Origin of the sequence: Zoogloea dura, assembly GCF_012927165.1 — a bacterium.
GTDB classification, from domain to species: Bacteria; Pseudomonadota; Gammaproteobacteria; order Burkholderiales; family Rhodocyclaceae; genus Zoogloea; species Zoogloea dura.
In genome coordinates, this window is record NZ_JABBGA010000001.1 from 1 (window position 1) to 13443 (window position 13443).

General features: G+C 65.3%; 13 protein-coding genes. 5 read left to right on the plus strand and 8 right to left on the minus strand.

All coding sequences use genetic code 11. The annotated features are described in order from the left end of the window. Positions 1-222: 222 nt before the first annotated feature. From HHL15_RS00005 to HHL15_RS00015, 3 genes are read right to left on the minus strand one after another with little or no spacing between them, the layout of a single operon-like run. On the minus strand, positions 223-1053 hold the full coding sequence (locus HHL15_RS00005; protein WP_169143776.1) for an alpha/beta fold hydrolase: 831 nt from the start codon (positions 1051-1053) through the stop codon (positions 223-225). Positions 1054-1063: 10 nt separating this feature from the next. Next, on the minus strand, positions 1064-2368 hold the full coding sequence (locus HHL15_RS00010) for an O-acetylhomoserine aminocarboxypropyltransferase (protein ID WP_169143777.1): 1305 nt from the start codon (positions 2366-2368) through the stop codon (positions 1064-1066). A gap of 33 nt (positions 2369-2401) precedes the next feature. Further along, on the minus strand, positions 2402-2626 hold the full coding sequence (locus HHL15_RS00015) for a DUF465 domain-containing protein (protein WP_169143778.1): 225 nt from the start codon (positions 2624-2626) through the stop codon (positions 2402-2404). Between the two features lie 149 nt (positions 2627-2775). On the opposite strand from HHL15_RS00015, the gene HHL15_RS00020 reads away from it, so the two are divergent. Both HHL15_RS00020 and greB read left to right on the plus strand, forming a co-directional pair. Continuing rightward, entirely contained in the window at positions 2776-3009 is a 234-nt protein-coding gene (locus HHL15_RS00020) for a DUF3567 family protein (protein WP_169143779.1), read from the plus strand. A gap of 86 nt (positions 3010-3095) precedes the next feature. Next, positions 3096-3653, plus strand: a complete 558-nt coding sequence (gene greB / locus HHL15_RS00025) for a transcription elongation factor GreB (protein ID WP_169143780.1) — start codon at positions 3096-3098, stop codon at positions 3651-3653. A gap of 37 nt (positions 3654-3690) precedes the next feature. Here greB and HHL15_RS00030 read toward each other — a convergent pair whose 3' ends face one another. Continuing rightward, positions 3691-5496, minus strand: a complete 1806-nt coding sequence (locus HHL15_RS00030; RefSeq protein ID WP_169143781.1) for a sensor histidine kinase — start codon at positions 5494-5496, stop codon at positions 3691-3693. Positions 5497-5603: 107 nt separating this feature from the next. Between HHL15_RS00030 and htpG the strand changes: the two genes are divergently transcribed. Beyond that, on the plus strand, positions 5604-7526 hold the full coding sequence (htpG, locus tag HHL15_RS00035) for a molecular chaperone HtpG (RefSeq protein WP_169143782.1): 1923 nt from the start codon (positions 5604-5606) through the stop codon (positions 7524-7526). Positions 7527-7597: 71 nt separating this feature from the next. Here htpG and HHL15_RS00040 read toward each other — a convergent pair whose 3' ends face one another. Continuing rightward, positions 7598-8182, minus strand: coding sequence for a hypothetical protein (locus HHL15_RS00040; protein WP_169143783.1), 585 nt, complete (start codon positions 8180-8182; stop codon positions 7598-7600). A 166-nt stretch (positions 8183-8348) separates the two neighbouring features. Here HHL15_RS00040 and HHL15_RS00045 point away from each other — a divergent pair, with 166 nt between their 5' ends. Continuing rightward, entirely contained in the window at positions 8349-9119 is a 771-nt protein-coding gene (locus HHL15_RS00045; protein WP_169143784.1) for an oxygen-binding di-iron domain-containing protein, read from the plus strand. A gap of 32 nt (positions 9120-9151) precedes the next feature. Here HHL15_RS00045 and HHL15_RS00050 read toward each other — a convergent pair whose 3' ends face one another. Genes HHL15_RS00050 through HHL15_RS00060 form a run of 3 tightly spaced genes read right to left on the minus strand, consistent with a single transcriptional unit; the run spans position 9152 to position 12136 of the window. After that, the gene (locus HHL15_RS00050) at positions 9152-10330 is read right to left on the minus strand and encodes a vWA domain-containing protein (RefSeq protein WP_169143785.1); all 1179 of its coding nucleotides are present in this window, start codon (positions 10328-10330) and stop codon (positions 9152-9154) included. 13 nt (positions 10331-10343) lie between these two features. Continuing rightward, positions 10344-11186: an AAA family ATPase gene (locus HHL15_RS00055; RefSeq protein WP_169143786.1), complete on the minus strand. Its 843-nt coding sequence runs from the start codon at positions 11184-11186 to the stop codon at positions 10344-10346. A 29-nt stretch (positions 11187-11215) separates the two neighbouring features. After that, on the minus strand, positions 11216-12136 hold the full coding sequence (locus HHL15_RS00060) for a histone deacetylase family protein (protein ID WP_169143787.1): 921 nt from the start codon (positions 12134-12136) through the stop codon (positions 11216-11218). Between the two features lie 91 nt (positions 12137-12227). Here HHL15_RS00060 and HHL15_RS00065 point away from each other — a divergent pair, with 91 nt between their 5' ends. Beyond that, entirely contained in the window at positions 12228-13397 is a 1170-nt protein-coding gene (locus HHL15_RS00065; protein WP_169143788.1) for a M20 aminoacylase family protein, read from the plus strand. Positions 13398-13443: the final 46 nt, after the last annotated feature.

Here is a 13443-nt window from a genome sequence, read left to right on the forward strand (position 1 = left end):
GGTCGGAAAGGCCTCGCGCAAGCCAGCGCAGGGGAGCGCCGAAGCCGATGCTGCGGATACTCGGGAAGGGCAGACCTTCGGCGTTCCGGTCGTCCGATGGGGATTCGTGCTGAGCCATGAGTTGTCTCCGTTATGGTTTTTTGGATGTAAATGGCTGGGAGCGGGAGGGGCGAGCCACCGTGCAGCAACGGTGGGCAGGCCTGGAGAGGGCTGTGTGTCAGGTCATGGACGCTCCTGGAGAGAGGAGGCGAAAGCGCCGGCAAAGTTCCACAGGCCTTCGAGTACGGCGCCGGGCGCCTCGGCCATCATGGCGTGGCCGGCGGCGGGGATGACGAGCTTGCGCAGCGGAGTTTCCTGCCCGAAGGCCTCAGCCAGCGGGGTGATGGCCTTGGGTGAGGTCATGCGGTCCTGGGCGGCGCTCAGCAGCAGGGTCGGGCAGCGTACCTTCGCGGCGGCTTCAAAGCCTCCGGCATAGGCGTTGCAGGCTGACATGTCGCGATGCAGCACGCCGAGGGCCTGGCGCTGCATCAGGCGTTCGTTGATGGCCGTGAGGTTCATGCCGGGGATGCTGCTGCTGCCAAGCTGGCTGCCCGGGGCGTAAGACCACTGGTTGATCATGGCGTGGGCCTTGTCCCGGTTGGCGAGGGTGGCCTCAAGCAAGGGCGCAGCCACCGGCATCGGGGCGACGGAGCCGATCAGGGCGAGCAGCGAAACCCTGGTGGGAAACCGTGCGGCGGTTTCGAGCGCCACCAGGGAGCCCATGCTGTGCCCCGCCAGCAGTGTCGGGCCGATGCCCGCAGCCTCGAGGAGCAGGCCAACCCAGTCGGCCAGCTCGCCGATGGATTCCCGCTGCGGGCCTTCGGACTGGCCGTGACCGGGCAGGTCGGGCACCAGTACGTTCCAGCCGTGGGTCGCGAAGTAGCGGCTTTGCAGGGTCCAGACACTGTGGTCGTGGCCGGCGCCGTGAATCAGGACAAGGGTGGGACGGCCGGGCTGGTTTGCGCGGCCGCCGGTATAGCAATAAACGGACTTGCCGGAGACAGTGAGTTTCATCGTGGGGAGTTCAGGCGCAGGCTTTCTGGGCGGCGTACAGGCCCCGGTCCAGATCCTCGATCAGGTCGGTGGCGGTCTCGAGGCCGGTGGACAGGCGGACGGTGCCCTCCGTGATGCCTGCCGCGAGCAGGCTCTCGGCGGACATGCGGAAGTGGGTGGTGCTGGCCGGGTGGATGGCCAGGGACTTGGCGTCACCCACGTTGGCCAGGTGGGAGAACAGGCGCAGGCCTTCGATGAAGGTGCTGCCGGCCTTGCGCCCGCCCTTGAGGCTGAAGCTGAAGACGCCACCGCAGCCCCTGGGCAGCAGGCTCGCGGCCAGGGCCTTGTCCGGGTGGGTGTCCAGCTCGGGCCATGAGACGGATTCGACAAAGGGATGCTTCACCAGGTGCTCCACCAGGGCGCGGGCGTTGGCGACGTGGCGCTCCATGCGCAGGCCGAGGGTTTCCATGCCCTGCAGGATCTGGAAGGCGTTCATCGGCGACAGGCAGGCGCCGAAATCGCGCAGGCCTTCACGGCGGGCACGCAGCAGGAAGGCGGCGATGGGCGACTCCTCAGCGAAGTCCATGCCGTGGAAGCCTTCGTAGGGTTCGGTGAGGGTCGGGAAACGCCCCTCGCTGGCTTCCCAGTCGAAGTTGCCACCATCCACCAGCAGGCCGCCGATGGCGACACCGTGACCGCCCAGGTACTTGGTGGCGGAGTGCATGACGATGTTGGCACCCAGGTCGATGGGGCACTGCAGGATGGGGGTGACCAGAGTGGCATCCACCATCAGCGGCAGCCGCGCATCACGGGCGATCTGGGCCAGCGTCGGAATGTCGAGCACCTCGAGGCCCGGGTTGCCGATGGACTCGCCGAACAGCAGGCGGGTGTTGGGGCGGATGGCTGCGCGCCAGGCGTCTGCGTCGCCGGCCGGCACGAAGGTGGTCTCGATGCCGAAACGCGGCAGGGTGTAGCCCAGCAGGTTGTGGGAGCCGCCATACAGGGAGCGCGAGGCGACGATATGCCCGCCGCTGCCCATCAGGGTGGTGATGGCCAGAGTCAGGGCCGCCTGGCCGCTGGCGCAGGCGATGGCGCCGACCCCGCCGTCGAGGGCAGCGATGCGTTCCTCCAGCACCGCGTTGGTGGGATTGGAAATGCGCGAATACACATGGCCGGCTCGTTCCTGGTTGAACAGGGCGGCGGCGTGATCACCACTCTCGAAGACGTAGCTGGTGGTGAAGTGGATCGGTGTTGCGCGGGAGCGATGGACGGGATCGGGCGTCTGTCCGGCGTGCAGGGCGAGCGTGTCGGCCCCGGCGTTTCGGTGGATGGGCATGCAGTCGGGAGCGTCAGGGTGGGTTGAGGGGCATCAGGCAGGCACATCCGGGTCGAGCAGCCGCTCGATCAGGGAGATGCGGTCTTTGAGAACCAGCTTGCGCTTCTTGAGGCGTCGCAGCAGGAGATCGTCGCCTGGCGGGGGAGCGATCGAAACCTGGGCGATGACGGCGTCGAGGTCCCGGTGCTCGGTCGTCAGCACGGCCAGGCGGGAGGCGAGGCTGGTAACGTCGGCATCGGGTTCTTTGCAGTCGTTCATGGCGTGGCGTGAAGGCTGATTTCGTTGAATCTTAGGCGCGGTGGATAGGAAATACAACGTTGCGGGGAACTTGAAGTACCCGGATGTGTTCCCATCTCCGGAAGCATCGATGCCCATTGAGGCACAACCCCGTGATCAGGAGGCCTGTCATGAACGTGGTGCTGAACAACCCGGTTCTTTACGTGGTGGACTATCCGAGTGTCGATGCCGTCGAGGTCATCGACAAGCGCAGTGGCAAGGGTGCGCTTTTTCGCGACGAAGCCGCGCAGCGTTTTCGCACTGAATTGCGGGAGATGGCCAGTTCCGCAACCGAAATGGACGACTTTGGGACCTGGATCGATGACTACGGAACGTTGATGACCCAGCCCGCCGTGTATCACTGAGCGCTCCGCAGGGACTGCCTGGCTTGCCAGCGGGGCCATGGCAGTCCTACCATTCCCCTCCTTTTGGGTGATCCGGAGTTGTCAGGGTGAACAAGGCTTTCGTCAAGGAGAACGACCAGGACGAGGACGACGAGGCGTCGCCCGGTGCCCCCAGTCTGCCGCCGGGGACACGCAACTATATGACCCGTCGGGGTTTCGAGACCCTCAAGGCGGAGCTCGATCAGCTGGTCAAGGATGAGCGCCCCCGGCTCGTCGAGACGGTGAGATGGGCCGCATCCAATGGTGACCGTTCCGAGAACGGCGACTACATCTACGGCAAGAAACGCCTGCGCGAGATCGATCGCCGCATCCGCTTCCTGATCAAGCGGCTGGAAAGCGCCACGGTGGTCACCCCCTCCGAGCAGGAAAATACCGAGCAGGTCTTCTTCGGGGCGACCGTCACGGTGGTGTGCGATGCCGATGGCGGCGAGGATCAGACCTATCAGATCGTCGGAGTGGACGAGGCGAATGCCTCGGAAGGGCGGATCAGCTGGATCGCGCCCCTGTCCCGAGCCCTCTTGAAGGCCCGGGAGGGGGATGTGGTGCGATTCGCGAGCCCGGCCGGCATGCGCGAGATCGAGGTCGTCGAGATCCGCTACATCTAGGCTGCACGCCCGTCGCGGGAGGTGGCCTCCCAGCGCTTCAGCCCTGCAGTTTCTCGCGGGGGCGGCGCACCAGCGCCGGGCTGCGCGGGAGGGTGAAGAACATGGTCGTGCCGGCCCCCGGCGACGACTCCGCCCATACCGTTCCGCCATGGCGCTCGATGATGCGCCGCACACTGGCAAGACCGATCCCCGATCCTTCGAAGCCTTCCCGCTTGTGCAATTGCTGGAAAGGCTGGAACAGCTTGTTGGCGTGCTCCATGTCGAAGCCAATCCCGTTGTCGGTCACGTAGAAGAGTTTTTCCGCGCCGTGCGGCCGCCCCCCCACGTGAATGATCGGCGGATGGCTGTCCCGGGTGAATTTCCAGGCATTGCCCAGTAGATTCTCCAGAGCGTTGCGGATCAGGGTGGGGTCGGCATCGGCCGTCAGGCCCGGTTCCACATGGGCCTGCACGTGCCGTCCCTGGTTCACTGCGGCCAGGTCGTCCAGGATGTCCTGGGCGATGGCGCTCACATCGGTCTGTTCGATGCGCAGGGTGTGGCGGGACACGCTGGCCAGTTTCTGCAGCTCGTCGATCAGTTCGCCCATCCGAAGGCTGGCCTTGCGCAGGCGGGCGAGGTATTCGCGGCCGGTGTCGTCGATCTTCTGTCCGTAGTCTTCCTCCAGCGCATGGGAAAAGCCGTTGATGGCGCGCAGCGGTGCGCGCAGGTCGTGGGACACCGAGTAGCTGAAATTCAGCAGTTCCCGGTTGGAGTGCTCAAGCTCCTCGGTGCGCCGGCGGACCCGCTCTTCCAGCGAGGCATTGAGCTCGGCCAGGGTCTGGCGGTCGGCGTCGCGCCGCCGGGTGTCCTGGTGCAGCAGCAGGGCGAGGGCGGCGAGCAGGGTGGTCATGACGCCTGCCGCCGTGATGATCCGTTCGCGGTGCGCGTGGTAATCGGCGAGGGCGTCGGCGACCGGGCGGCTGGTGCTGACGATCAGTGGTCTGTCGGCGAGTCTCCGGTAGGCGGTGATCCGCTCTTCCGGACCGCCGGGAAGGGTGGCGGTGACGATGCTGCTGCGTTGCCGGAGGTCGAGGCTGATGGCGGGTGATCCGGCCACGCTGCTGCCGATCAGCGCGTCGGCAGGCGGGTGGTGGATCAGCAGGCTTGCCCGGTTGACGTGGAGGATCATGATGGTGTCCTTCTGCGCCAGCTGGAGCTCCTTGTACACGCCCTCGAAATAAGGATGGCTGATGGCCGCCCCGGCGGTGCCCAGGTATTTTCCGGATGCGTCGAAGATCTGACGGGTCAACGGGGTGATCCAGCGGCCTGACAAGGGGCTCTTCAGCGGGCTTCCGATATCCACGCCTTCGCTCAGCTGATGGGGCATGGCCGGCGTGTGCAGGGCGCCTTCGCGGGGCTCGACGCCCTGCCTGTCGGGAGGGGACGAGTCCGCTGCCAGGCTGCCGTCTTCCCGTTCGACGAACAGGAATTCCGCTTCCGGCAGATTGGCGGCGCGCTGGCGGAGCAGGGACTGGAGGGCCGCTTCGCCCAGGCTGTCGATGCTGCCTTGCCGGGCCACCTGCGCGGCGATCTCGGAGACGGCTGCTTCCGTTTCGCCGAAGCAGCGGGCAACGTGCTCTTCCAGGACGCGGGTCAGGCTCAGCAGTTCGGAGTCGGCCCGACGCAGCGCCTGCTCCCGGTCATAGCGGATCAAGGACACGGAAACGATGATGATGATGCCGACGAGCAGCGCAAAGGCCGCCCAGACCGCAATGCGCAGGCGACGCAGCGATGCGGCCTGGCGCGGAGGGGGATCGCCCGTCTCGCTCGTGGCATGCAGCGGGGCCGGGGGTGGAGCAGACAATCTGAAGCGTTCCATCAGTTGGAAGCGGGCATTGACCTTCGGGGGCTTGAAAGTGGTGGGGATGGACCCATATGTGGGACGTTAACGGTCCCCATGGAGCAAGCTTTATGACTGTCGAGAAAATGTCGTCCGCGCAAACCATGAACTTCCAGGCGGAAGTGAAGCAGTTGCTGCATCTCATGATCCACTCGCTGTATTCGAACCGGGAGATCTTCCTGCGCGAGCTGGTCTCGAATGCTTCCGACGCCTGTGACAAGCTGCGCTTCGAGGCCCTGGAGAATGCCGGGCTGTTCGAGAGCGACAGCGAGCTCAAGATCCGGGTGGAACTGGACAAGGCCGCGCGCACGCTGACGATTTCCGACAACGGTATCGGCATGAACCGCGACGAGGTGGTGACCAACCTGGGCACCATCGCCAAGTCCGGCACCAAGGAGTTCTTCGGCAAGCTGACCGGCGACCAGAAGAAGGACGCCCACCTGATCGGCCAGTTCGGGGTCGGTTTCTACTCGGCCTTCATCGTCGCCGACAAGGTCACGGTGCGCACCCGGCGTGCCGGCCTGGCCGCCGCTGACGGCGTGCGCTGGGAATGCGCGATGACCGGCGACACCGCCGGCGAGTACACCGTCGAGGCGATCGACAAGGCCGACCGCGGCACCGAGATCACCCTGCACCTGCGGGAAGACCAGGACGACCTGCTGTCCAGCTGGAAGCTCCGCAGCATCATCCAGAAATACTCCGACCACATCCTGCAGCCCATCGTGATGAAGAAGGAGCAGTGGGACGAGGAGAAGAAGGAGCAGGTGGTCACCGACGAACTCGAAACGGTGAACAAGGCCAACGCCCTGTGGGCCCGCGCCAAGTCCGACATCAGCGACGAGGAATACACCGAGTTCTACAAGCACGTTGCCCACGACTACGAAGAGCCGCTGGCCTGGACCCACTCCAAGGTGGAAGGCCGCCACGAATACACCCAGCTCCTCTATGTGCCGGGCCATGCACCCTTCGACATGTGGGACCGCCAGGCCCGCCACGGGGTGAAGCTCTATGTGCGCCGTGTCTTCATCATGGACGACGCCGAGAAGCTGATGCCCCTCTACCTGCGCTTCGTGCGTGGCGTGGTGGATTCCAACGACCTGCCCCTCAACGTCTCCCGCGAGATCCTGCAGGAATCCAAGGACATCGACACCCTGCGTGCCGGCTGCACCAAGAAGGTCCTGGGTCTGCTCGAGGATCTGGCCGAAAACAACAAGGACAAGTACACCACCTTCTGGAAGGAGTTCGGCCAGGTGCTGAAGGAAGGGGTGGGCGAAGACCATTCCAACAAGGACAAGATCGCCGGCCTGCTGCGCTTCGCCTCCACCCAGGCCGACACGGCCGAGGAAATCGTCTCCCTGGCCGATTACATCGGCCGCATGAAGGAAGGCCAGGAGAAAATCTACTACGTCACCGCCGACACCTTCAACGCGGCCAGGAACAGCCCGCACCTCGAGATCTTCCGCAAGAAGGGCATCGAGGTGCTGCTGCTGTCCAACCGGGTCGATGAATGGGTGGTGGGCCATCTCACCGAGTTCGATGGCAAGCAGCTGGCCTCCGTGGCCAAGGGCGGCCTCGACCTCGGTGCGCTCGAGGACGAAGCCGAGAAGGCCGCTGTCGAGAAGGAAACCGGTGAGCTGAAGGATCTGCTCGACAAGATGAAAGCGAGCCTGGAAGGGCGCGTCAAGGAAGTGCGGGTCACCCATCGCCTGACCGACTCTCCTGCCTGCCTGGTGGCCGACGAGCACGACATGGGGATGAACCTGGCCCGCCTGATGAAGGCCGCCGGGCAGAACGCGCCCCTGTCCAAGCCCATCCTCGAGATCAACCCGAGCCACCCGGTGGTGCTGCGCCTCAAGTACGAGGATGCGCAGTTTGCCGACTGGGCCGCGGTGCTGTTCGACCAGGCCCTGCTGGCCGAAGGCGGCACCCTCGACGACCCGGCGAGCTTCGTGAAGCGCATCAACCAGCTCATGCTGGCGATGAACGGCGCCTGATCCTTCAGGCGGACCGCATCAAAGAGAAGGGGCGCCGGATGGCGCCCCTTTTTCATTGCAGGATCACAGGTTCAGCGCTGGTAGATCTGGTACGGATCCATCACCTTGGGCTGACGCAGTCCGCCGGTGGCGGGGTCGTAGAGCGAGGCCCGCTTCCTGGGCATCATCGAACTGGTGGCGGAACGATCCACGTAGCCGTCGGAGGCCGCCTTGAGGGTATTGGTCTGGCTGTTGAAGGCGGATTTGGGTTTGTTCTTGCCGGTGAGACGGCCCGTGGCGCCGCTGGATGCGGTGCCGGGCAGACGCTTCCCGATGGCGCTGGCCGAGTCGTTGCAGTTGCCGTACACATTGCCGCTGCGGCTGCGCAGGGAGCGCGTGTCGTTGAAGATCTGCACCTTGCCGGACGGGTCGCGGCGGGTGGTGCCGCTGTTTGTGCTGCGCGAGTTGCAGACTGTGCCGCTCGGGCCCTTGAGGTTTTCCGGACGTACGCCCCCTTGTCCCTCGCGATTGATGCCTCCGAAGGGCATGGCCTGCGGCGCCCCGGGGCCGATGGCCATGCCGCGGGGATCAGTGCCTGGACCGAGTGCCGAGGCCTGATGGCTCAGGAGCAGCAGGCAGGCGGAAACCAGGAAAAGCAGCGGGCGTTGGAATTTCAACGGGATACTCCAGGGCGTGATGTTCAGCAAGGGGTGGAAGATACCGCAAACAAGCGTGTCTGACGATGCAATCCGTTGACCACGATCAAGGACAGTGGTTGTCATGTTTTCGCCATTTGGCGAGTCGGCTAAAGTAGCGGTCCGATTTCATTCCCGTGACACTCCCATGGCTGTTGAACTTTTCAATAATGGCAAGCACGCCTGTCTGGCCTTCTACGATCTGGTGGACGAGGAGGCGGACCATGCGGTGCAATGCAATCAGTTCCTGATCGTGGATGGCGAGCACGGGGCCCTCATCGACCCGGGCGGCAACATGACCTACAACGGCCTGCTGATGTCGATGCAGCGCTTCTTCCCGTCGCGGGGCCTGGATTTCATCTTCGCGACCCATGCCGATCCGGACATCATCGCGTCGCTCAACAAGTGGATGGTCACCACCCACTGCAAGGTCATGATCTCGCGCCTGTGGACCCGCTTCATTCCGCACTTCACCACGGGCAAGGACTACACCAGCCGCATTCTCGGGATTCCCGACGAAGGCATGAACATCGCGCTGGGCGAGAGCAAGATCAAGGCCCTGCCGGCTCACTTCATGCACTCCGAAGGCAACTTCCAGTTCTACGACCCGGTTGCGAAGATCCTGTTCTCCGGCGACATGGGCGCCTCGCTGGTGACCCACGAGCAGGCGGCGATGCCGGTCAAGGATTTCGACGACCACGTCATCACCATGGCCGGCTTCCACCGCCGCTACATGATCTCCAACAAGATCTGCCGCTACTGGGTGAACATGGTGCGCCAGCTCGACGTGGAGATGATCGTGCCGCAGCACGGCTGCCGCTTCGAGGGCAAGGCGATGGTCAACCGCTTCCTCGACTGGATCGAGAACCTGCAGTGCGGCATCGACATCATGACCCAGGAAAACTACCGGGTGCCCTGATCCGCCTTATTTACCGAGGGGTCAGGGGCCCCTCAGTGCTTGCGTGACAGGTGCGTGATGGCCCGGGTCAGTCCGTCGAGGGTGAGGGGAAACATGTGTTCCCCGACGATCTGCCGGATGATGCCGATGGACTGACGATAGTCCCAGGTCCGCTCCGGCTCCGGGTTCAGCCATGCGGTGGCCGGGTAGGCATCGATCAGGCGGCGCAGCCACACCGCGCCGGCCTCGGTGTTGCTGTATTCGATCGACCCGTTGGGCTGCAGGATCTCGTAGGGGCTCATGGTCGCGTCGCCGACGAAGATCAGCTTGTACTCCGGCCCGTACTTGTGGATCACATCGAGGGTCGGGGTGCGCTCCGAGTGGCGGCGGTGGCTGTCGCGCCAGACCTGGTCGTAGACGCAGTTGTGGAAATAGAAGTACTCCATGTGCTTGAACTCGGTCCGGCAGGCCGAGAACAGCTCCTCGCAGACCTTCACGTGGTCGTCCATCGAACCGCCCACGTCGAAGAAGATCAGCACCTTCACCGCATTGTGGCGCTCCGGTCGCATCAGCAGGTCCAGGTAGCCCGCATTGCGGGCCGTGGCGGTGATGGTGCCGTCCAGGTCCAGTTCGTCCGGTGCGCCCTGGCGGGCAAAGCGGCGCAGGCGGCGCAGGGCGACCTTGATGTTGCGGGTGCCCAGCTCCACTGAATCGTCCAGGTTGCGGTATTCCCGCTGGTCCCAGACCTTGACCGCCGTGCGGTTGCCGGCGGACTCGCCGCCGACCCGGATGCCCTCCGGGTGGAAGCCATTGTTGCCGAAGGGGGAGGTGCCGCCGGTGCCAACCCACTTGGAGCCGCCCTGGTGGCGTCCCTTCTGCTCCTGCAGGCGCTTCTTGAACTCCTCCATCAGCTTGTCCCAGCCCAGCTTTTCAAGCTTCGCCTTCTCTTCGGGGCTGAGGTGCTTCTGCATCATCGCCTTCAGCCATTCCTCGGGCAGATCCACCTCGAGGCCGGGAATGGCCTCTAAACCCTTGAAGTACTCGCCGAAGGCCTGGTCGAAGCGGTCGAACTGGGATTCGTCCTTGACCAGGCTGGCCCGGGCCAGGAAGTAGAAGTCCTCCATGCTGTGCCCGGCCAGGCCGGACTGCAGGGCCTCCAGCAGGGTCAGGAACTCCTTGGTGGACACCGGCAGCTTGCGCGCCTTGAGATGCAGGAAGAAGTCGATCAGCATGACGCCGCCCGGATCAACGGTTGCGCTGGGCCATGAAGACCAGGCGTTCGAAGAGGTGCATGTCCTGCTCGTTCTTCAGCAGGGCGCCGTGGAGGGGCGGGATGCTGGCCTTCTGGTCGGGCGAACGCAGCGCCTCGACGGGGATCTCTTCGGCCACCAGCAGCTTGAGCCAGTCGATCAGCTCGGAGGTGGAGGGCTTCTTCTTCAGGCCGGGCACGTCGCGCAGGCCGAAGAAGACTTCCAGGGCCTCCTTCAGCATGGCCTGCTTGATGCCCGGGAAGTGCACATCCACGATCCTCTGCATGGTGTCCCGGTCGGGGAACTTGATGTAGTGGAAGAAGCAGCGGCGCAGGAAGGCGTCAGGCAGTTCCTTCTCGTTGTTGGAGGTGATGAAGACGATGGGGCGGTGCCGGGCCTTGATCAGCTCCCGCGTCTCATACACATAGAACTCCATGCGGTCGAGTTCGCGCAGCAGGTCGTTGGGGAACTCGATGTCGGCCTTGTCGATCTCGTCGATCAGCACCACGGTCGGCTGGTCGGCCTCGAAGGCCTGCCACAGGGGGCCCTTGACGATGTATTGCGAGATGTCCTTGACCCGGTCGTCGCCGAGCTGGGAGTCACGCAGGCGCGACACCGCATCGTATTCATACAGGCCCTGCTGGGCCTTGGTGGTGGATTTGATGTGCCATTGCAGCAGCGGCATGCCCAGAGCCGCGGCGACTTCCTCGGCCAGCATGGTCTTGCCGGTGCCGGGTTCGCCCTTGATCAGCAGGGGGCGCTGCAGGCGGATGGCGGCATTCACCGCCAGCATCAGGTCGGGGGTGGCGACGTAGTTTTCTGAGCCTTCGAAACGCATCGGGGAGTCCTCTGTGGAGTTTCGTTCGATTATAGCGAGGCGGTTTGACGTTTACGGAAGTGCCGTGCCGCGCTGCACACCGTATTGGTGTGTATCTCGACCGTGTCGTCGATCTGGCGGGCGTAACCGCCGGCCATCGCAATGGCGATCGGCAAGCCGCGCTTCTTCACCTTCTCGAAGACCAGCTGGTCGCGCTCGGCGAGGCCCTGCTTGGTGAGCTTCAGGCGGCCCAGGCGGTCATCCTCGTAGGGGTCGGCGCCGGCCAGGTAGATCACCAGGTCGGGGCGGCCGCGGGCAAACACGGCGCCCAGGGCGGCCTGCAGGGCGGTGAGATAGGTGTCGTCCGAAGTGCCGTCGGGCAGCTCCACGTCCATGTCGCTGGCTTCCTTGTCGAAGGGGTAGTTGCGGGCACCGTGGATGCTGAAGGTGAAACACTCGGGGCGATTGGCCAGGATGGACGCGGTGCCGTTGCCCTGGTGCACGTCGCAGTCGACGATGGCGACCCGCTCCACGCGGCCTTCGGCGCGCATCGCCAGGGCGGCGATGGCCGCATCATTGAAGACGCAGAAGCCCTCGCCGTGGTCGCGGAAGGCGTGATGGGTACCGCCCGCGAGGTTGGCCGCGCAGCCGTCTTCCAGCGCCGCCCGGCACGCGGCCAGGGTGGCGCCGGCAGAGCGGCGCGAACGCTCGACCATGGCCTCGGACCACGGAAAGCCGATGCGCCGGATCTCCTCCTTGTCGAGGCTGCCGCGCACCATCCGCTGCAGGTAGGCCGCGTCGTGGGCGCGCAGGATCTCGGTGTCGCTGGCGGCGGCGGGCACATGGAAGTCCTCCGCGCCGAACAGGCCGGAGTCCGTCAGGCGGGCCCGCAGGCGCGAGTACTTTTCCATCGGAAAGCGGTGCCCCTCGGGCAGGGGCAGCACGAAGTGGTCGGCGTAAAACAGTTTCATCCTTGTTCCAGAGTCTGGTGCGATGGAGCCGCAAGCCCCGCCGCTGCTATCATTTCCTGCCTCGGCCATGGGCCGCTCATCGGGACGCATCATGCACCTTATCGACACTCTGCGGGCCGACCATGCGGAGACCACCGCGATCCGTCGGGACATCCACGCCCACCCCGAACTTGCCTTCGAAGAGCACCGCACCGCCGCCCTGGTGGCCGAGCGTATGCGGGCACTCGGCATCGAGACCCACACCGGGATCGGCAAGACCGGCGTGGTCGGCGTACTCCGCGCCGGCAACAGCCCGCGCGCCATCGGCCTGCGCGCCGACATGGACGCGCTGCCCATCCAGGAGAAGAACGAGTTCAACCACCACTCGAAGCACCCCGGGCGCATGCATGCCTGCGGGCATGACGGCCACACCGCCATGCTGCTCGGCGCGGCGGCGCGTCTGGTGCGCCAGCCGGACTTTGACGGCACCGTGTATTTCGTCTTTCAGCCCGCCGAGGAGGGCGAGGGCGGCGCGCCGGCGATGATCGCCGACGGCCTCTTCGAACGCTTCCCCATGGAGGCGATCTTCGGCCTGCACAACTGGCCCGGCCTGCCGGTCGGGCAGATCGCCGTGCATCGCGGGCCGGTGATGGCCTGCGCCGATCGCTTCGACATCGAGATCAAGGGCCACGGCGCCCACGCCGCCATGCCCCACCAGGGCATCGACCCGGTGCTGGCCGGCGCGGCCCTGGTGCAGGCCCTGCAGTCGGTGATCAGCCGCAACCGTGATCCGCAGGACGCGGCGGTGCTGTCGATCACCCAGTTTCATGCCGGCGATGCCTACAACGTGATCCCCGACGTGGCGCGCATCTGCGGCACCGTGCGGGCCTTCAGCCCGGACATCCAGCGCCAGGTGGAAGACGCGATGCAGCGGGTCTGTGCCGGCGTCGGGGCGGCCTTCGGCGCCAACGTGCACTTCGAATACCGCCGCGGTTACCCCCCGACCATCAACACCGTGCCGGAGGCCGAGTTCTGTGCCGGCGTGGCCGGCGAGGTGTGCGGCGAGGGCCGGGTCTCGGTGGATGCCAAGCCGAGCATGGGGGCCGAGGACTTCTCCTTCTTCCTGCAGGAAAAGCCCGGCTGCTACATCTGGCTCGGCAACGGGCCGGGGGAGGGCGGCTGCACCCTGCACAACCCGCGCTACGACTTCAACGACGAAGCCATCCCTTTCGGCGTGGCCTACTGGATACGCCTGGTGGAGCGCTGGCTGGCCCGCGCCTGAGCCCGCCTGTCGTCATCGGCCTGCCATGGCGGGCTGTTACAAGGAG

Bases quoted from the DNA above. Each gene is read 5' to 3' on its own strand.
- HHL15_RS00005 (WP_169143776.1), bottom strand. From the start codon at position 1,053: ATGAAACTCACTGTCTCCGGCAAGTCCGTTTATTGCTATACCGGCGGC.
- HHL15_RS00010 (WP_169143777.1), bottom strand. From the start codon at position 2,368: ATGCCCATCCACCGAAACGCCGGGGCCGACACGCTCGCCCTGCACGCC.
- HHL15_RS00015 (WP_169143778.1), bottom strand. From the start codon at position 2,626: ATGAACGACTGCAAAGAACCCGATGCCGACGTTACCAGCCTCGCCTCC.
- HHL15_RS00020 (WP_169143779.1), top strand. From the start codon at position 2,776: ATGAACGTGGTGCTGAACAACCCGGTTCTTTACGTGGTGGACTATCCG.
- htpG (WP_169143782.1), top strand. From the start codon at position 5,604: ATGACTGTCGAGAAAATGTCGTCCGCGCAAACCATGAACTTCCAGGCG.
- HHL15_RS00045 (WP_169143784.1), top strand. From the start codon at position 8,349: ATGGCTGTTGAACTTTTCAATAATGGCAAGCACGCCTGTCTGGCCTTC.
- HHL15_RS00050 (WP_169143785.1), bottom strand. From the start codon at position 10,330: ATGCTGATCGACTTCTTCCTGCATCTCAAGGCGCGCAAGCTGCCGGTG.
- HHL15_RS00055 (WP_169143786.1), bottom strand. From the start codon at position 11,186: ATGCGTTTCGAAGGCTCAGAAAACTACGTCGCCACCCCCGACCTGATG.
- HHL15_RS00060 (WP_169143787.1), bottom strand. From the start codon at position 12,136: ATGAAACTGTTTTACGCCGACCACTTCGTGCTGCCCCTGCCCGAGGGG.
- HHL15_RS00065 (WP_169143788.1), top strand. From the start codon at position 12,228: ATGCACCTTATCGACACTCTGCGGGCCGACCATGCGGAGACCACCGCG.